The sequence below is a fragment of the Parashewanella spongiae genome, assembly GCF_004358345.1.
GTDB lineage: Bacteria > Pseudomonadota > Gammaproteobacteria > Enterobacterales > Shewanellaceae > Parashewanella > Parashewanella spongiae.
On the sequence record NZ_CP037952.1, the window covers coordinates 3,440,256 to 3,458,634 of the forward strand.

Below are 18,379 nucleotides of genomic sequence, written 5' to 3' on the forward strand. Positions count from 1 at the left end.
GCTGTAAATTTTCTGGTTACAACGCCCTCAATTGAGTAATGCCATTATCTTTATTATTGATGTTACTTGGGTTAGTCGAATGGCACGCTAAAGCGCAATGTTTTCTTTATTCCCATAAATTGCATTGGCTGCTTACAGCAGGCGCACAGCTTAATAGCCTTGGTTCTTACTGTGTCAATTTCGGGTAATGCACAGCCGAGCAGTATCTCCAGCAGATGTTGAATTTCTTTCAGCTTTTTTCGATTAGCGCCAGCCAGTAATCCATAATCTCGCACTCGTCGAAACCCTTTCGGTATCACATGTTGAATGATGAGCCACAGAAATTCCAACGTCGCCAGAGTACGAATTTGAGTTTGTTTCGTATTACTGTCTTTGTAACGGAACGTCACTTCATCTTGAGTCACGTTGATAATGTCTTTGTCCGGCAGTACGCCGCGATACAAATACCTCGACAGATATTGTAACGCCGATTTTCCTCGACCGACTTTGGTGCAGTCCACAACCCACTTTTTTTGGCAGATTATCAGGTAGAGTTAATCCAACCGCCATCAACGCTTCAAGCAACCTAAAACGCCAAACTTTAGCCAGGTTAAAAGCATTGAATAGATACTTTGCCTTTTTCTTTTGCCATTGTCGTCGTTTGCTATCAAAGCGACCGGCAGGAACAATAATGTGCAGGTGAGGATGATAATCTCGACGTCGTCTGTGCGTGTGTAATACCGACGTAAAACCAACATTGGCTTGTGTTCGGGTAGCATTATTTCCAAAATCTTTGAGTACGCTGGCACTCACTTGAAACATGGCGTTGTAAATGTCTTTCTCATGTCGTTGCGCTAAGGCTCGAAGTTCAAATGGTAGCGTAAAGGTGACCATATAATAGTCAACAGGCAGTAGTTTTATCTGTTGACGATTAAGGCAATCTTCGGTGGTGTTATGGTTGGCATTGACTGCAACTGCGATGACCACAGGATAACGGACACTCGACCTGTTGCTGACAGTGGCTGCAATCCCATTGACTCACGCCTTGGGTTTGAGTCTTGCAACGGAGCATCGCATTCATCGCTTGGTACATGGATGAGGTTAATCGTGATTGATACTGCTGGATGAAATCAGAATGGTTATCGGACAAAATATCAACAAAACGCATTATATTGTCCTCCACTCTAGCGGTAACTCATTCGTCAATTGCTCCATGGTGTTTCGTGAGTTTTGCTGCTCCACCTCCGTTAATTGTGTATACATTAAGGTTGTGTTGAGACTGGCATGGCCGAGCAGCGCTTGTAGGCTACGTAAATCGAACCAGGTTCCAATAAATGAGTGGCGAAACAATGTCTCAGTGAATGAGGGCTGATTTTCTTGTAGATGAGGTGCCATTACGGGCTTGCCACCACACACCAGTTGCCAAGCACTATCAAACTGCCAGTTTTAGCACATACCGTGATAAAGGCATTGTAAATGGCTACATTAGGCTTGATGCCCCATTGAGCAGAGCTTAGTTGCAAAACGTCGGAAAACATTACTTGCCTTCTTACAATACTTCATACAAGAATGAGTCGACGATGGTTCTTTGTTGAAAAAATCATACAGCTTTTGTCTATCGGTGCTGCTTAATATTTGATAACACTGTTGTAAGTATTCATCATCATCAAACCTTGAAACCTCAAACTTCAGATAGGATGCTGCTTCGCTTGGGTATTGTTGGAGACTTTTGAACACGTAACTAAATATTGATTGTTGATCAGTAGTGTACCCTAGCGTCATAACATTACTCTATAAGTGAATGAATTAACAAGCTAAAAAATAACGCACTGAAAAGGTAAATACAACAATATTCAGCTTTAAGGTATTCTATAAATATATAACAGAAAATTATCCACCGCACAGGAGAGCCGTTTCGTAGCTCATAGTTGTACCTCGGACTCAAAAAAAAATACTGAAAGAAGATATAATAGCATTATACGGTGAGTTGTTAGCTGGTGAGACCTTTGGTCGTTTAGTAATTCAAATGCGTGAAACTAAGTTTGCCGAAGAGCCTTATGCTGAATTCAAAGATACAATTAGTATAGGTGATATCAACTATCAACAAGCTACATTCACAGCTTAACAGTAAAAAACTTTAGAAAATATCGTCGGTAGCTACCTTTCGCTGCTACCGACTTTCATTACCATTTCTAGACTTATTGTTAATTTTTAGCCATAACCCCTTCAACACTGCTTGGTACAAGCTTTAATGTTACTCGTCTATCAAAAAAGTTATTTTCCAAAGATGACTCTGCAGTTAATGGGGCTGTGTCACCATAGGCCTGAGTAATAAATCTGCTCTGTTCAATGCCTCTTTCAACTAAATAATTTAATACGGCTGACATACGCTTTTCAGATAGCTCTTGATTAAACTGGCTTTTCCCCGTTCGATCGGCATAGCCTGATAAGTCCAGTTTCATCGCTGTTGAGATCTTCATTATTTCTGCAACTTCATTTAACTGCTTTTCGAAAATCGGTTCAATTTTTGATGATCCAGTTCTAAATTGCACATTCATGCCTAATGCCAATTCATCTAGTTTTATTTTATCAGCTTGGCTCAATTGATTGAGTTTTTGCTGGCTAAGACTATAACGATGCGCTAAATCGTCATATTTTTCACTTTTACTGGCTAAGCGTGCAATTCTCATTTCTTGTTCGTTAATTTTTACCTGTTGGCTATCTAGCTTGGTATCATCAGCAACACTTTTACCGACAACGCCACCAGTGAAGGCTCCGATTACAGCTCCAACTGGTCCACCAACTAAAGCGCCAATGATTAAGCCAGATCCAAAACCAATAAGTTGTTCTTGCTCACCATGTGGTTCAACTTCTTGATTTGATGCTGCAGCAAAGCTTATGTTTGATGCAAGTAAACTGCCGATTACAACCGTTGTGATAAGTGACTTTTTCATATTAAGTTCCGCCTTTATTGATTCTTGATTGATGATGCTTTGTTTCGATAGACACATTAAACATGAGAAGACTGACCACATTCGGCAGTAAAAAAGACAAATTTGACATCAATAGTGGCAATAATATGGCAATTCACTCCTAACCATTATTTAACCTAAATAATACCAATTACAGTAAATCAACAACCCCGCCGCAAGCAGCGGGGTATAATTTTACAGTATCATCACTCCAGCGAAGGCTGGAGTCTAATGCCTTTGCTCTTTTCTAGAAAAGTCACTGGATACCAGCCTTCGCCGGTATGATAACAAAAGTATCTCATTGGTTACTTCGCCCCCAAGGGGCGGGGAATTAAACCCACAGAGATTAAATGCTCAACTCAGAGCTATGTATGTGCTCAAAGCGCAATCGAAATTGATGATGACATAGTTGTTACCGACATACACTGTCGTTATTACATTGCTACGTCAAGACAGTTTTGAGAAGTAATTTGAGCACACACAAGCTCCCGAAGGGCAAGGCTAAAGGGTTCCATTGCTGCGTTACAAGCACTTAAATTATCCCGACAAAAGCACGAAGTACGTTGAACGCCAGCTTTGCTATGGCAGTCGTAGGGAATATAGTACTTCGAGCTTGTGCCTTGCACTGAAATCCTTTAGCTCTTGCTGAGTGAGAGATTAATTACTGTAATTGGTATAAATCGGTTGGGAGCGTTCATATACGCAGAAAAAATTACTGATAGCAAGGCATGAATAGCAGCAAGTAGTGGTTACCGACATACAAAACTGTCGTTACTTCGTTTCTACTTGCAAAATTTATAACGCAGCTAGCGGTGATTTTGGCAAGTATATGAATGCTCAGCACTCACCTGTTGGGTGAATTAGGGTTGCTTAATTTTTTATTTAACTTCAATAAATTAAAGTTAAATTGTGCATTCAACCGATTTATTTAGGTTTAAGCTTCAATAAAACGCGGTTTTCTGTATAGTCAACAATACGTTAAGCAGTTAATTTATGAATCAATTTGTATGAAACGCATTGCCATTGTCGAAGATGAAGCCATCATTAGAGAAAACTATAAAGAATTACTGCAAAGCCACGGTTACAGCGTGCAAGGATTCCCTAATCGTGCTGATGCTATGCAAGCTTTTTCTCTTCAACTACCTGATTTAGCCATTATTGATATCGGTCTAGAAGATGAACTCGATGGTGGCTTTATACTTTGCCAAGCATTACGCGCTAAATCAGCAACCTTGCCTATTATCTTTTTAACAGCCCGAGACAGTGATTTTGATATTGTGAGTGGTTTACGATTAGGTGCTGACGACTATTTAAGTAAAGATACAAGCTTCCCTCACCTTCTTGCTCGAATCGCTGCATTATTTCGCCGAAGCGAAGCATCTCTAATTCAAAAAGAATCAGAAATTATATTACATGGAAATCTACAAATTGATGCCGATAAAATGCAAGTAAGTTGGTCGAATAAAATAGTAGAGCTGACCGTGACTGAATTTTGGATGGTGTTTGCTTTAGCGAAACGTCCCGGTCACGTCCGTAGCCGTGATGATCTTATGACTGATGCTAAAATTTATGTCGATGACAGTACAATCACTTCACACATCAAAAGGATCAGAAAGAAATTCATCAAAATTGATACCGAGTTTGATTGTATTAATACTGTTTACGGTATGGGCTATCGTTGGGATAGTGCTGAATGAACCAAGTTTTAAAATGGATCAGCCAATTCATTCCTGCAATTAGTATCAGAACAAAGTTAATACTTATTTTGCTTTTTTTTGCTGCATTACCATGGTTCGGTTTTCGGTATTTGTGGGAAATTGAACGTTATTTACAAGTTAGCCAACAGCATACGCTTTCAGGCACAAGTCAAGCTGTTGCCACCGCATTACACCAACGACCTGAGTTATTTGCACAACTTAATACTGCAAAACAAGAGTTTCGCCCAAAAGACTTTTATGTTTATCCATTAAATCATTCCGTTTTATTTCGCGGAAATACTAATGACTGGAAGCAGAATCAAAATAAATTTAAACATTTAGGTTTGTCATTTATCTCCTACAAAAGCGCAACAGTCGCAGATGATGACTATGGTTTAGATGTGTTTTTAGGGCGTTATCAACAGTCACTTTTTACCGCTATTAATGCTAAAGCACCTGTAATTAATTATCGCTCTAAAGAAAATTTGCGGCAGGATAGAAATGATCATTTTATCTTAGCGACTCAGCTTAAAAATGGTCAGTTTAAACGGTACTTAATTTCAGCTTTCAAAGATGGGAAAATACAAGGCTATTCCCTTCCCTCCAATCCAGCTCTGGTTAATCCTCTAACGCCAGAAAAACAAATCAACGGGTTATGGAGTAAAACGGCTAATGGCTTTTTAGTTGAGCTAAGCATGCCACTTACGCTTGTAGGCAATAAGTTTAGTATTAGCAGTTACTTTGTTGACCCTGATGACGTAAGCCAAAATAAAGTTATTATTGCTTCGAGCCCTCTAGATTCAAGCGCTAGCTTAGGTAGGCTTGCCATTCCATCAACAGATATTGATGAAATTATCGATGCCCTGAGTTATAACGACGCCCGTATTTGGGTTTTAAACAATTTAGGACAAGTGCTAACAAAAAGTGGTGATATCCATTCTCCTGCGAGTACATGGAACACCGTCATTGAAGACGTAAACAAAAATGAAAGATGGGTATCATCTATCACTCAGCCAATTTTAAACCTTTTCACCCAATCAACATCAATAGAGTTTGTTGACCCTCACAATGACATTACAGCGATGGCTAACCCTATTGTTGAAAAAGCTTTGAAAGGATTTTCTAGCAGTCAAACTCAATTAACACCGGACAAAAAAACAGAAATTATTTCTGCCGCTACGCCAATATGGAATGATGGAGTCATTATTGGCGTGGTTGTTACTGAACAAACCACCCTAGGCATAAGACAACTTCGAAACCATGCGATGCAACAACTTTTTAATACACTTTTCATCGTGCTGTTAATCGCCAGTATTGGTGTACTTATTTTTTCGGCCAGCATTTCACGGCGGCTGTCTCGGTTGCGAGATCACACCGAAAAAGCGATTGATCCACAAGGAAAAGTGCTCAACACTCACGTTTTATCTACCTCGAAAGATGAAATTGGCGACTTGACTCGTAGCTTTTCACAAATGCTTCAACGCCTCGGTAAGTATAATCATTACCTTGAAAACATGAGTTCTCGTTTATCTCATGAATTAAGAACGCCTATTACTGTCGTACGTTCTTCTCTTGAACACGTACAGATTTCAGCATCAGATGAGCAACAAAAATACATTGACCGAGCGCAAAATGGTTTAAAACGTCTTAATACCATCCTCTACAACATGACAGAAGCAAGCCGACTTGAAACCACGCTGAAACATGAGCATATGCATCAATTTGATCTTCAAGAAGTGGTCAAAGGCTGCTTGCAAGGACATCAAATCGCCTTTCCTAAATATAAAATTATTTTAAAAACTGTACCCTACCCATTACCTGTATTAGGCGTGGCTGATAATATTGCACAACTATTAGACAAGCTCGTTAATAACGCCGTTGAATTTTCATCTGTAACCGACCCAATTGAAATTCGACTCTCTAAGGTAAACAATACGGCGGAATTATCTGTTAGAAACGAAGGAGCCTACTTACCTGAAGGCATGGAGAGTGACGTTTTTAATTCTATGATATCGATTAGAATGACAAACAGTGACGAACAACCCCACTTGGGTCTTGGGTTATATATTTCGGCCATGATAGCCAAATTTCATCATGGCACCATTAAAGCCATTAATCGTGACGATACACCCGGCGTTGCTATCGTCGTTTCACTTCCTTTAAGTGATACTTATACCAATTACAGTAATTAAATACCCAACTCAGAGCTATGTATGTGTTCAAAGTACAAGTGAAATTGATGAAGACATAGTTATTACCGACATACAAAACTGTCGTTATTACATTGCTACGTTAAGACAATTTTGCGTAGTAATTTGGACACATACAAGCACCCGAAGGGTAAGGCTAAAGGATTCCATTACTGCGTTGCAAGTTTTTGAATTATCCCGACAAGAGCACGAAGTGCGTTGAACGCCAGCTTTGTGTGGCGGCCGTTAGGGTATATAGTACCTCAAACTTGCGCCTTGTACTGAAACCCTTTAGCTATTGCTGAGTGGGAAGTTAATTGCTGTAATTGGTATTAATACAAAAATCAAGAGTAGTTTGCTATAGAATTTATACTGTGGGCAACAAAAGAAAACCCGTTAATTGGTCTTCTAGGGCTGTTTATCTTTCGTGATTATTTTTGCAGCGATAAATTGGTCGTTTTATACAAGACAGAGCTTGTGCGGTTTGGTATTCCAAATTAGCAAGCGATAACGCAGTAGAAATGACCAATTTACGCTGTCTTAAATGCTTTGAACGTTCACTGTTCTGTGTTGTAACCCGTTTACTTAGATGACTAAGCTTCACTGCTTTCGCCTTGAACAGATAAACGCTCAAATAGCACAAAATTTAATCCTGAAAGATAAACAGCCCCTAATAGGGCTATCCTTTTTTGCTGTTCTTTTTATACTTAAAGTTGTCATTATGCGCATTTACACCAGTAGTACAGACAAAAAATAAGCCTACTTTTTCATGACTGTGTCTTAGGATCTTAAAAATGAGCCATAAAACAAAAAAGCTAAATACTCAAATCGCTAGTTCTGGCCGCGATAAAAAATGGACGAGCGGTATTGTAAATACGCCAGTGTATCGAGCATCAACCGTTGTATTCGACACGATGAAAGATATGCGTCATGCGATAAAAAATCGTGCGAATAAAGTGATGTTTTATGGTCGGCGTGGCACCCCCACACATTTCTCTTTTCAAGAAGCCGTTTCCGAACTTGAAGGTGGGGCAGGTACCGCACTTTACCCTTCTGGCGCAGCCGCAATCAGTGGTTCACTTTTATCTTTTCTAAAATCTGGCGATCATTTGCTTATGGTCGATAGTGTTTACGAACCCACCCGTGATCTTTGTGACAAATTGCTCGCAGGGTACGGTATCGAGACTAGCTACTATGATCCTATGATTGGCCATGGCATCCGAGAACTAATAAAACCAAACACCAAAGTGCTATTTTTAGAATCGCCGGGCTCGCTGACTATGGAAGTGCAAGATGTACCAACCTTGTGTGAGATTGCTCATCAACATGGTTTAATCACGATATTAGATAACACTTGGGCCTCTCCGATTAATTGCAGACCGTTTGATTTAGGAATCGATATTTCAATCCAAGCCGCAACGAAATATATCTGTGGTCACTCAGATGTCATGTTAGGCACTGCCACAGCAAACGAACAACATTGGCCACAGTTACGTGAGAATAGTTATCTCATGGGACAATGTGCTTCTGCTGACGACGTGTACCTTGCCGCACGAGGATTAAGAACTCTTGGCGTTCGTATGAAACAACACGAAAAAAATGCTTTAGAAATTGCTCAATGGCTATCGGAGCGGCCAGAGATCGATCATATCCGTCACCCTGCTTTTGAGTCTTGCCCCGGCCATGAGTTTTTTAAACGCGACTTTAGTGCAGCGAATGGACTATTTTCTTTTGCACTAAAACGTGGCGATATTGAAAGTGTCACCGCTTTTGTTGAAGGCATGCAACACTTTAAAATGGGGTTTTCATGGGGAGGTTATGAAAGCCTTATCTTAGGAATTTTTGATGTTAATAGAATTAGAAGCATCAATAAGTGGGATGAAACCAAACCACTCATTCGGCTGCATATTGGATTAGAAGACACAGAAGACTTAATTACGGACTTACAAGCAGCCTTCGACCGTTATAATTTTATAATAAACAAAAGCTGATCGCTGCTATGACATAGGTATAGGATAAAATAATCTTTAAGTGGATATTATACCAATTACAGTAATTAAATGCTCAACTCAGAGCTATGTATGTGCTCAAAGTGCAATCGAAATTGATGAAGGCATAATGAAGGCGTAGTTGTTACCAACATACAAAGCTGTCGTTATTACATTGCTACGTCAAGACAATTTTGAGAAGTATTCTTTAAAAACCAAAGTGAGCACATACAAGCTCCCGAAGAGCAAGGCTAAAGGGTTCCATTACTGTGTTACAAGCAATTGAATTATCCCGACAAAAGCATGAAGTGCGTTGAACGCCAGCTTCGTATGGCGGCTGTAGGGAATATAGTACTTCGAGCTTGTGCCTTGCACTGAAACCCTTTAGCTCTTGCTGAGTGAGTGAGAGATTAATTACTGTAATTGGTATTAGGGGCTGTTTATCTTTCAGGATTGAATTTTGTGCTATTTGAGCTTTTATCTGTTCAAGGCGTAAGCAATGAAGCTTAGTCATCTAAGTAAACGGGTTACAACACAGAATAGTGAACACTCAAAAGCATCTTAGACAGCGTAAATTAGTCATTTCTACTGCGTTATCGCTTGCTTATTTGGAATACCAAACCGCACAAGCTCTGTCTTGTATAAAACGACCAATTAACGTTGCAAAAATAATCACGAAAGATAAACAGCCCCTGGTATCTTATCCACTTCTTTCATCTGGAAGAAATTAAGGAGAAAGCTTTTTATCGACGATAAAGCAGAGTTTTTTATCCTCTAATTTTGAATACCAAGCATCAAAAGTATCCACCCCATTAAAAACAATTCCCCAGACAGGTTTCCCATCAACATAAAACTCCTCTGGATGAGGTCCTGCAGGCCAAATCGATTTTGATACAGTAACACTGTAACCTTTCGATATATATTTTCGAGCTCTTTCTACATCAATTATCCGTTCAATCTCAATACCATAAAGAAAATGCAGCCCTTCTATACCCATTTTATGAAAACCTGAATATAGTGAATCTATAATATAAGCTTCTAGCGAAACCATCTCTTTATGCAACTGAGTAAGCTCAACTGATGGTTCGTTCATTTTCGAAGCTCTACCAAACACATTCAACATTTCTGTTTGTTTTAGAGTATCTTTGCTATCAATGACTGCTTGAATAGAAGCGCTGAACTTACGTTCTAAAAATAGAATATTAAGGTTCCCCGGAGCAATCCCCGTAGTCACATGTCCAATATCTCTGTAGTACACCACTTCCTTTTTGCCCAGATTTTGAATGGTGATTAACGGGAGCATCCTCCTATCCGTATCAAGTACGCCATTCCAAAAATTGTAATCGATCAGCCATTCTAATAACCGCTGATTCAACACTCCTACTTTGGTTAATGCTAATATCTGAAATAAATGAGTTCGCTGTCCGTGTAGTGGGTGTGACGAGCAACTGTCATCCATAAATAACTCACGTTTAGCTTTAGGATCAGCTAAGATCGGGTTAACAAATCCAACAAATATTTGTGGATTAGCATTTAGAAAACCCACCTTTTTAAGCATTTTTACCAATAACCTATCCAGTAACTTGCCTTTTTCTATTTTAATATGCGCCGTCCACTCATTAAAATTAGGTAGGTGACATTTATCCTGTTTAGCAATTGCTATTTGTATATCAGGAGCACATTCTGATGGTAACTGAGTAATTTGAGTAATAGGTCTCTGACATATCCGGTTAAGGTTGAATGTTTCATTGCTGCATTCACTGTGTTTTAACCGTAGAGCCTGCCTAACAATTGGATTGAGTTGCTCATAAAGTTCACGCGCAACTTCGGCAAATGTTGGTAAGAAAGTTTCTAACTTGAAACATGCATTAATCAGAGTTTGTTGCTCTGATGTTAGGTTAGAAAAATTTATTTTTACTTTTTCTAAATACAGTTGCTTCAATTGGTCTCTTAACTCATATAAGGGGAAGTCTCTCGCTTCTCTGCGGTTAATAAGCCATTGTTCTAATGGTACTTGCCGCATATCTACCACTTTTACCGATCGGGTTATATCCCTTGTGGCTGGACACCAGAATCGTTGGAAACTTTTAGCGGCGATTACTTCTCCTTTTGAGTTTTTACAAGTAGACGGTAACCCTTTAACTGTATAAGTTTCAGTTTCTCCAGCAAAGTAATTATCAGCGTGTGCGCCAATGTAGTATGTGCTATGCGTTGTTTTTTCTAGCCCTAGTCCAAGTGAAAACAAACGTACCTCAAATAAGTTTACTTATGGAAAAATGTCATTACCTGCTGCCTGTTGATGATGCCATTTAAGTCCCATTCACAAATGCCATTCGGCAATACAAACATAGCCTAGTGTATTGCTGTTTAACATCACAATTTAATTAAGTATTTTTAATGAGTTATCTTTTTTAATATGTAAGAGGATAAACTTGAAAACATTTAAGCTGTGTATTCATCTATAAATGCTCTATCTAAGATACTTTTATTATAAATATAGCCCGAACTACACCCATATACTGTGACTCAAATAAAGCAAATAGCTCTTTTCCACGAATTGCATTTTTTTTTTGGAGATAACCATGGAAGCTCATATTCACTCATTAAACTCGTTATTCGATCAACTTGGACTCAAAAGTTCAGATGAAGCGATTGCAGATTTCATCAAGCTTAATGGTAACTTATCGGCTGGAACTCCTATTTACCAAGCAAAATGTTGGAACGAAGCACAATCTGATTGCTTAAAAGAAATGATTGAGCACGATGCAGATTGGTCAGAAATAGTCGATCAGCTTGACAATATGCTTCGATAAAAATGAATATTAGAGAGCGCTCTCAAATTATGTTAATTGAAATTGGAGATATGACTTTAATAAAATCTAAAGGAATGGAGAATAACAACATAAACTACGTCACTACTACAAAATTCTATAAGTGGTAGGCCGAACCGTTAAATTTGTAACTCTTTTTGAGGATTCATTATGCCTACAAATATCCTATACATCACTGAGCATCTATCATATTTATTAGGAACATTGCATTTAAAGACAGCTGGATAGCTACCCATTTTTTTAGCTCTGCTTTTATCTGTGGCATTAGATCGCACAAAAAACCTTACTGTCGCGAAATTAGCTCCAAAAAAGCCAGAATACTTAGTTGCAGCTTTCACATCAATACTTTTATATTCGAAATTTTTTCCTAATGAAATTTGCTCTGCGCATTCTTTTAGCGTCTTAATAGCGGCTTTAGGGACAAAAGTAATGGCTTCACTAAAATCAATCAAACTTAACCTACCTATTTTATTAAGTGAGGTTAAATCTTAGCGTCTTTATGAATGGTGTACAGTTAATTTTTATTAACTACGCACCAATCATTACAGTAAGCAATCGCTAACAATTCAAAGGGTTATTTCGTTCCGAAAATCTTATCACCTGCATCACCAAGACCAGGCAATATGTAACCTTTTTCGTTTAAGCACTCATCGATAGAAGCGGTATAAAGATCAACATCGGGATGTGCTTTTTCAAGTGCAGCAATACCTTCAGGCGCCGCGACTAAAACAAGCGCTTTAATTGAAGTACAGCCCCGTTTTTTGAGTAAATCAATAGTTGTAATCATTGATCCACCTGTTGCGAGCATTGGATCAACAACTAATGCAATACGTTCTTCAAGATCACTGGCCAATTTCTCAAAATATGGAACTGGCTCTAGTGTTTCTTCGTCTCGGTAAACACCGACCACAGATATACGTGCGCTAGGGATGTGTTCAAGAACGCCGTCCATCATTCCTAATCCTGCACGTAGAATTGGTACTACGGTTACTTTTTTACCTTTGATTTGATCCACTTCAACCGGACCATTCCAGCCTTCAATTGTCACACGTTCAGTTTCAAAATCAGCAGTAGCTTCATAAGTTAACAAACTACCAACTTCAGCCGCCAATTCGCGAAAACGCTTGGTACTGATATCACCTTCACGCATTAGCCCAATTTTGTGGCGTACAAGTGGGTGTTTAACTTCAACGACTTTCATGGCGTATTCCTCTATATTGTCGGAAAAAGGCAAATTGGCTGAATTCTATTGTATTTGTTTTTTCAATAAAACATATAGTTTCACAAATGCAGCAAATCGTGAAGTAGATCGCTAAAACACTGAAACAACTGCTTAATAAAAGTGCAGCACTCTGTTAAATAAGCGTTACCGTTTACTTTCGGACGTGCGCGCAAACTGTTAGAATAGCGCCCGAAAAATTCCAATAACGAAGTACCCTAAGAGGAACCTCTGTGAGCACTCCTACCACACTGAGCTATAAAGACGCTGGCGTAGACATTGATGCAGGTAATGCATTAGTTGATAACATTAAATCTGCGGTAAAACGCACTCGCCGTCCTGAAGTTATGGGAAATTTAGGTGGTTTTGGTGCACTTTGCGAACTACCGACTAAATACAAACAACCAGTATTAGTTTCTGGTACTGATGGTGTTGGCACTAAATTGCGCCTCGCTATCGATTATCACAAGCATGACACTGTAGGTGTAGACCTAGTGGCTATGTGTGTAAATGACCTAATCGTGCAAGGTGCTGAACCACTATTCTTCCTTGATTATTACGCAACTGGCAAATTAGATGTGGAAATTGCCACCTCTGTTGTCAATGGTATCGCTGAGGGCTGCTCTCAATCAGGCTGTGCATTAATTGGGGGTGAAACCGCTGAAATGCCCGGTATGTATGAAGGTGAAGATTACGACCTCGCTGGATTCTGTGTTGGTGTTGTAGAAAAAGCTAATATCATTGACGGAACTAAAGTTGCAGCTGGAAACGCTTTAATCGCACTACCTTCGAGTGGTCCACACTCAAACGGTTATTCACTGATCCGTAAAGTTCTCGAAGTAAGCAAAGCTGATCCACAACAGGATTTAGCAGGCAAGCCACTCATTGATCACTTACTTGAACCAACAACTATTTATGTTAAGTCTTTATTGAAACTTGCAGATCAGACTGATGTACATGCAATGGCGCATATAACCGGTGGTGGTTTCTGGGAAAATATTCCAAGAGTACTCCCTGAAAATGCCAAAGCTGTCATTGATGGTAAGTCTTGGCAGTGGCCAGTGGTTTTTGACTGGATCAAAAACAATGGCAACATCACAGAACATGAAATGTACCGCACCTTTAACTGTGGAGTTGGTATGATAGTCGTTATCCCTCAAGCTGAAGTTGACGCAGCATTGACGCTGTTAAACGCTGAAGGCGAAAACGCATGGCTGATTGGTACAATTGCCGACCGCCAAGAAAATGAAGAGCAAGTAGAGATCCGTTAATGATTGACGTTAGTGCAAAAGAACCTTGTCGTATAGTTGTATTGGTTTCAGGTAATGGTAGCAATCTGCAAGCCATCATCGATAACTGTGATGATCACCTTTTAGGTGAAGTAGTCGGCGTTATAAGCAATAAACCTGATGCTTATGGCTTAATACGTGCTCACCATCATGAAATTGACACCAGTACCGTTATTGCTCAGGAAAGTGAAACTCGTGAAGATTACGATGCTCGCCTACAAATTGTCATTGATAAATACCAACCTGACTTAATTGTACTTGCGGGGTTTATGCGCATACTAACGCCACAATTAGTTAATGATTATTTGGGTAAGATGATCAACATCCACCCTTCTTTACTGCCGAAATATCCTGGTTTACATACTCATCAACGCGCTATTGATGCTGGTGACTTTGTACATGGAACCAGTGTCCACTTTGTTATCCCTGAGTTAGATGCAGGCCCGACCATCCTTCAAGCAAAAGTACCTGTTTATGAAGAAGATGTTGCTCATGATTTAGCGCTACGCGTGCATGAGCAAGAGCATGCTATCTACCCAATGGTAGTCAAGTGGTTTAGTCAGCAAAGATTGCAAATGAAAAACGGTCAATGCTATCTTGATGGGCAATTGCTCGGAGTTGAGGGCTATGCCCCAGACTGATTGTCATTAAAAGGCAATAACTAAGAGGCTTCGGCCTCTTTTTTTCGTTTTATGAACACAAAAATAACAAAGGAACCTTTAATGCGAATTCCTCTACTTCTTTGTGCTACTTCGATACTCTTTGCTTGTAGTAGCCAACCTGAAACTGATTCACCTAACTCAATAACGATAACTGCCTCGCAATTTAATGAAGACCGTTTCCGTCGGGACATCGAAGCCCTGTCTTCAGATGAATTCGAGGGGCGAGCGCCAACCACGTTAGGTGAAAAGAAAACTCTGACCTACCTCACCAAAGCGTTTAAAGAGATGGGACTTATTGGAGCAAATAACGGCAAATATTTACAAGCCGTTCCCATGGTGAGTTACACCACGCTTGGTGAACCAGACATATCATTAGGCGACTTAACTTTGACATCACCAAATGATGTTGTGATTGGTAGTCGGCATAATCTCAAGCATATTGATATTAAAAAGGCACCGCTCGTATTTGTAGGATATGGCATAAATGCGGCTGAATATGATTGGAACGACTATCAAGGTCTAGATATGAAAGGCAAAATTGCTGTCATTCTGGTTAACGATCCAGGTTTTGCTCGGCCAGACTCAGGTAAATTTAACGGCCGTGCAATGACATATTATGGGCGTTGGAATTACAAGTATGAAGAAGCCAGCCGTCAAGGTGCTATCGGTGCCATAATCATCCATGATACAGAGCCAGCCTCCTATCCTTGGTCTGTTGTAGCAAACAGCTGGACAGGCGCTCAACAAGATCTTGCAACCCAATCTTCAGACACTAAAAATAGCAAAGTACAGGTTGAAGGTTGGATAACGCTCGATAAAGCTGAAGCATTATTCAAAAGCTCGGATCAAAATTTAGCTCAACTAATGGATAAAGCCGCAGATGGCCCAATAAACCTTGAGCTAAATCAAACAGCAGATATTAACTTTAAAAATAAAGTTGAATACGCCAACAGCTACAATGTCGTAGCCACCTTACCCGGCAATGTCCAGAAAGATGAGCATATTTTGTTTGTTGCACACTGGGATCACCAGGGCGGGATCGCGCTTTAGGTCTTGAAAAAAATAATTAAAGAAATTTTGAACTTTCCTCTATAACGATGATCAGATCGACAAATGAATACTGATTTGAGCCTGATTATGGACGTAATGAAAGAGATTGAGCAAATTGAAGACCATCGTGTAGAAGCCAATAAAGAGTATGATTTAGCGGATATTATTTTTCTTACTATTGCCGCAGTGCTTTGCGGTGCGACAGGGTGGAAAGCCATCAACATTTTTGGGGAAGCTCAATTAGATTGGTTAAGACAATACCGTCCATTTAGTAACGGTATCCCGACAAGACATTCAATTGGAAGAATAATTAGAGGTGTTAAAGCCGAAAGTATGATGTCTTGCTTTATTAACTTTTCCAACACATTACGGGAACGAGATGGTAAAGAGCATATCAGCTTTGATGGTAAAGTGGCTTGTGGTTCTAAGCACGGGGATAACGTAGCAGCGCTTCAACTAATGACGGCAATGGTTGTGGATAATGGACTGATAATACGTCAAAAAGAAACGTCGACTAAAACGAACGAAATCCCTGTAATGCAATCTATGCTAAAACACATGGACATTGAAAATGCAGTTATTACCGCTGACGCCATGCACTGCCAGAAAGAAACTACAGCCTTAATACGTGAGGGAAAAGGTGATTACGTTCTTCAAGTGAAAAAGAATCAAGGTAAATTACTTGCTGAAATTGAAGCTTATTTTCATAAGTGCTATAGAGATACACCAGAGCTTTTAAAAAAGAATCACTTTACAGAATTAGACGGTGAGCACGGACGAATTAATGAAAGACATTATCGCCTTTTGCCAATTACAAATTGGTTTGACGAAACAGCTAAATTTGTAGGCAGTCATGCCGTTGTTGAAGTCACTCGAATGCGAGAGCTGAAGAATAAATCAAGTCAAGAAACGTCTTACTACATAACTTCGTTAGCCAGTGATGTGAAAGATATAGCTAAATATATACGGAAGCATTGGGCAATTGAAAATAGTCAGCATTGGGTTCTCGATGTCACTTTTAAAGAGGATGCCTGTAAAATTTATGCTGATGATGGTGCAAAAAATTTGGCTACAATCAGAAGAAAGATTTTGAACTTAGTTAAAAGTCACTCTTCAAAAGACAGTGTTGCTGGCAAGATGCAGAGAGCCTGCTGGGATGCAAAATTTAGGGCTGAGATTTTGTTTGGTGAATATTTCATCAAAGCATAATCCCGCCCTGCTGGGATCACATTGGAATAGATAAAAGTAAAACTGGCGATCAAATTTATAATGGCGCATTAGACAACGCTTCAGGTACTGCCGGAATTTTAGAAATTGCTCGTCAATTTGCAAAACTCAAACACAGTGGTAAAAGTTTAAATCGCTCGCTGACATTCATTGCCGCAACAGGTGAAGAACAAGGATTACTAGGTAGTCGATATTATGCAGATAATCCACTGTACCCTATAGACAAAACTGTCGCGGTATTTAATTTAGACAGCACGAACATTTATGGCCGCACAAAAGACTACACCATAATAGGTAAAGGTAAATCACAACTAGAAAATTATCTCGATAGCGCGGCTGCTACACAAAACCGAGTAACAAAATCTGAAAAATATCCTGAGTCTGGTGGATTTTTCCGCTCCGATCATTTTAGCTTTGCTAAATATGGCGTGCCTGCTGTTTTTGCCGGTGGCGGTAATGAACCTATCGATGAAGCCACGGAGACTTATAAAACAAGTATGCAGAACATCCGTAGAGGCTGTTATCACAACGTATGTGATGAATACAGAGAAGACTGGAATCTCGATGGTGCTCTAGAAGACTTAGCCGTTTATGGTCAAGCCGCTGCAGATTTAGGTAATAGTAAGAAATGGCCTGGATATTTTGAAGGAACTGAATTTCATTCATTAAGACCAGCTAATTAATCATTTATTATTTGAGAACGGTTTAATATACCGTTCTCAATAACTCCCATATCTTTATTGTACAATAAACCACACGCATAACCTTCTATCAAATCAATTTAATACCTAAAATCAGTTAATTGTAAAGTTCAATACAGCTGCTGCTCATGTTACATTTAATTAACATATCTCTTTGTTATGTTAATTAAATAAAAGCAACAAATAAGGTAACTATTGATGAAAAATCTATTTATTTTACTTCTCGCAGTAACCGCACTAACGGGCTGTATTTCAGCAAAATCTTATGTTGATCCTTCATTTTCCAAAGCAACTTATGAAGATATAAAGCCTGTAGAGAAAAAATACAATGCACATGTGATTGTCGAGTTTCAACGAAATGGCGAAACATTCTCACAAGTTAACCAAGAAGTTCGTAACCATCTTGAAAGAACATTACGTGCTACAGGGGTAATTATCCCCGCTTCAGCAGATACTAACTTCACATTAAATGTAGTTGTCAACAATGTCGCTGACATGAAAGCCGCTATGGCGAAAGGCTTTGGTACAGGCCTAACGTTAGGGGCCGTTGGTTCTGTAGTGTAACTTTTAAAAAA

The 18,379-nt window shown here is 39.4% G+C and carries 13 protein-coding genes and 3 pseudogenes; 10 read left to right on the top strand and 6 right to left on the bottom strand.

Translation table 11 applies throughout. The features are described from left to right. Positions 1-71: 71 nt before the first annotated feature. From E2I05_RS13485 to pdsO, 3 genes and pseudogenes are all read right to left on the bottom strand, one after another. A pseudogene (locus E2I05_RS13485) lies at positions 72-1,147 on the bottom strand (IS91 family transposase). A 226-nt stretch (positions 1,148-1,373) separates the two neighbouring features. Beyond that, positions 1,374-1,517, bottom strand: a complete 144-nt coding sequence (locus tag E2I05_RS22085) for a hypothetical protein (RefSeq protein WP_165905419.1) — start codon at positions 1,515-1,517, stop codon at positions 1,374-1,376. 666 nt (positions 1,518-2,183) lie between these two features. Continuing rightward, entirely contained in the window at positions 2,184-2,933 is a 750-nt protein-coding gene (gene pdsO, locus E2I05_RS13500; RefSeq protein ID WP_121851794.1) for a sortase-associated OmpA-like protein PdsO, read from the bottom strand. A gap of 1,025 nt (positions 2,934-3,958) precedes the next feature. Here pdsO and pdsR point away from each other — a divergent pair. The 3 genes from pdsR to E2I05_RS13515 all read left to right on the top strand — a co-directional run bounded on the left by pdsR (position 3,959) and on the right by E2I05_RS13515 (position 8,828). After that, the gene (pdsR, locus tag E2I05_RS13505) at positions 3,959-4,648 is read left to right on the top strand and encodes a proteobacterial dedicated sortase system response regulator (RefSeq protein ID WP_121851795.1); all 690 of its coding nucleotides are present in this window, start codon (positions 3,959-3,961) and stop codon (positions 4,646-4,648) included. Continuing rightward, positions 4,645-6,840 carry a proteobacterial dedicated sortase system histidine kinase gene (pdsS, locus tag E2I05_RS13510; protein ID WP_121851796.1) on the top strand — a complete coding sequence of 732 codons (2,196 nt, stop codon included), beginning with the start codon at positions 4,645-4,647 and terminating at the stop codon, positions 6,838-6,840. Before pdsR ends, pdsS begins: the two co-directional genes overlap by 4 nt. 791 nt (positions 6,841-7,631) lie before the next feature. Beyond that, positions 7,632-8,828, top strand: coding sequence for a cystathionine beta-lyase (locus E2I05_RS13515; RefSeq protein WP_121851797.1), 1,197 nt, complete (start codon positions 7,632-7,634; stop codon positions 8,826-8,828). Positions 8,829-9,552: 724 nt separating this feature from the next. Here the strand turns inward: E2I05_RS13515 and E2I05_RS13520 are convergent. Further along, on the bottom strand, positions 9,553-11,070 hold the full coding sequence (locus E2I05_RS13520; protein WP_121851798.1) for a hypothetical protein: 1,518 nt from the start codon (positions 11,068-11,070) through the stop codon (positions 9,553-9,555). Between the two features lie 337 nt (positions 11,071-11,407). Between E2I05_RS13520 and E2I05_RS13525 the strand changes: the two genes are divergently transcribed. Continuing rightward, positions 11,408-11,638: a DUF2789 family protein gene (locus E2I05_RS13525; RefSeq protein WP_121851799.1), complete on the top strand. Its 231-nt coding sequence runs from the start codon at positions 11,408-11,410 to the stop codon at positions 11,636-11,638. Between the two features lie 137 nt (positions 11,639-11,775). On the opposite strand, the gene E2I05_RS13530 is transcribed toward E2I05_RS13525, so the two are convergent. Then, positions 11,776-12,108, bottom strand: a complete 333-nt coding sequence (locus E2I05_RS13530) for a hypothetical protein (protein WP_121851800.1) — start codon at positions 12,106-12,108, stop codon at positions 11,776-11,778. Positions 12,109-12,230: 122 nt separating this feature from the next. Continuing rightward, positions 12,231-12,857: a uracil phosphoribosyltransferase gene (gene upp / locus E2I05_RS13535; protein ID WP_121851801.1), complete on the bottom strand. Its 627-nt coding sequence runs from the start codon at positions 12,855-12,857 to the stop codon at positions 12,231-12,233. A gap of 251 nt (positions 12,858-13,108) precedes the next feature. Here upp and purM point away from each other — a divergent pair, with 251 nt between their 5' ends. The 6 genes and pseudogenes from purM to E2I05_RS13565 all read left to right on the top strand — a co-directional run bounded on the left by purM (position 13,109) and on the right by E2I05_RS13565 (position 18,368). After that, positions 13,109-14,146, top strand: a complete 1,038-nt coding sequence (gene purM / locus E2I05_RS13540; RefSeq protein WP_121851802.1) for a phosphoribosylformylglycinamidine cyclo-ligase — start codon at positions 13,109-13,111, stop codon at positions 14,144-14,146. Beyond that, positions 14,146-14,805, top strand: a complete 660-nt coding sequence (gene purN, locus E2I05_RS13545; protein ID WP_121851803.1) for a phosphoribosylglycinamide formyltransferase — start codon at positions 14,146-14,148, stop codon at positions 14,803-14,805. Before purM ends, purN begins: the two co-directional genes overlap by 1 nt. A gap of 81 nt (positions 14,806-14,886) precedes the next feature. Next, positions 14,887-15,861, top strand: a pseudogene (locus E2I05_RS13550) (PA domain-containing protein); the annotation flags it as partial. Between the two features lie 78 nt (positions 15,862-15,939). Continuing rightward, complete coding sequence (locus E2I05_RS13555; protein WP_133309417.1) at positions 15,940-17,085, top strand: ISAs1 family transposase; 1,146 nt, start codon at positions 15,940-15,942, stop codon at positions 17,083-17,085. A gap of 11 nt (positions 17,086-17,096) precedes the next feature. Next, positions 17,097-17,786, top strand: a pseudogene (locus tag E2I05_RS13560) (M28 family peptidase); the annotation flags it as partial. A 216-nt stretch (positions 17,787-18,002) separates the two neighbouring features. Further along, complete coding sequence (locus tag E2I05_RS13565; protein ID WP_121852739.1) at positions 18,003-18,368, top strand: hypothetical protein; 366 nt, start codon at positions 18,003-18,005, stop codon at positions 18,366-18,368. The last annotated feature ends 11 nt before the right edge of the window (positions 18,369-18,379 follow it).

Excerpts from the sequence above, each read along its gene's own strand:
- E2I05_RS22085 (WP_165905419.1), bottom strand. The coding sequence starts at position 1,517 with ATGTTTTCCGACGTTTTGCAACTAAGCTCTGCTCAATGGGGCATCAAG.
- pdsO (WP_121851794.1), bottom strand. The coding sequence starts at position 2,933 with ATGAAAAAGTCACTTATCACAACGGTTGTAATCGGCAGTTTACTTGCA.
- pdsR (WP_121851795.1), top strand. The coding sequence starts at position 3,959 with ATGAAACGCATTGCCATTGTCGAAGATGAAGCCATCATTAGAGAAAAC.
- pdsS (WP_121851796.1), top strand. The coding sequence starts at position 4,645 with ATGAACCAAGTTTTAAAATGGATCAGCCAATTCATTCCTGCAATTAGT.
- E2I05_RS13515 (WP_121851797.1), top strand. The coding sequence starts at position 7,632 with ATGAGCCATAAAACAAAAAAGCTAAATACTCAAATCGCTAGTTCTGGC.
- E2I05_RS13525 (WP_121851799.1), top strand. The coding sequence starts at position 11,408 with ATGGAAGCTCATATTCACTCATTAAACTCGTTATTCGATCAACTTGGA.
- upp (WP_121851801.1), bottom strand. The coding sequence starts at position 12,857 with ATGAAAGTCGTTGAAGTTAAACACCCACTTGTACGCCACAAAATTGGG.
- purN (WP_121851803.1), top strand. The coding sequence starts at position 14,146 with ATGATTGACGTTAGTGCAAAAGAACCTTGTCGTATAGTTGTATTGGTT.
- E2I05_RS13555 (WP_133309417.1), top strand. The coding sequence starts at position 15,940 with ATGAATACTGATTTGAGCCTGATTATGGACGTAATGAAAGAGATTGAG.
- E2I05_RS13565 (WP_121852739.1), top strand. The coding sequence starts at position 18,003 with ATGAAAAATCTATTTATTTTACTTCTCGCAGTAACCGCACTAACGGGC.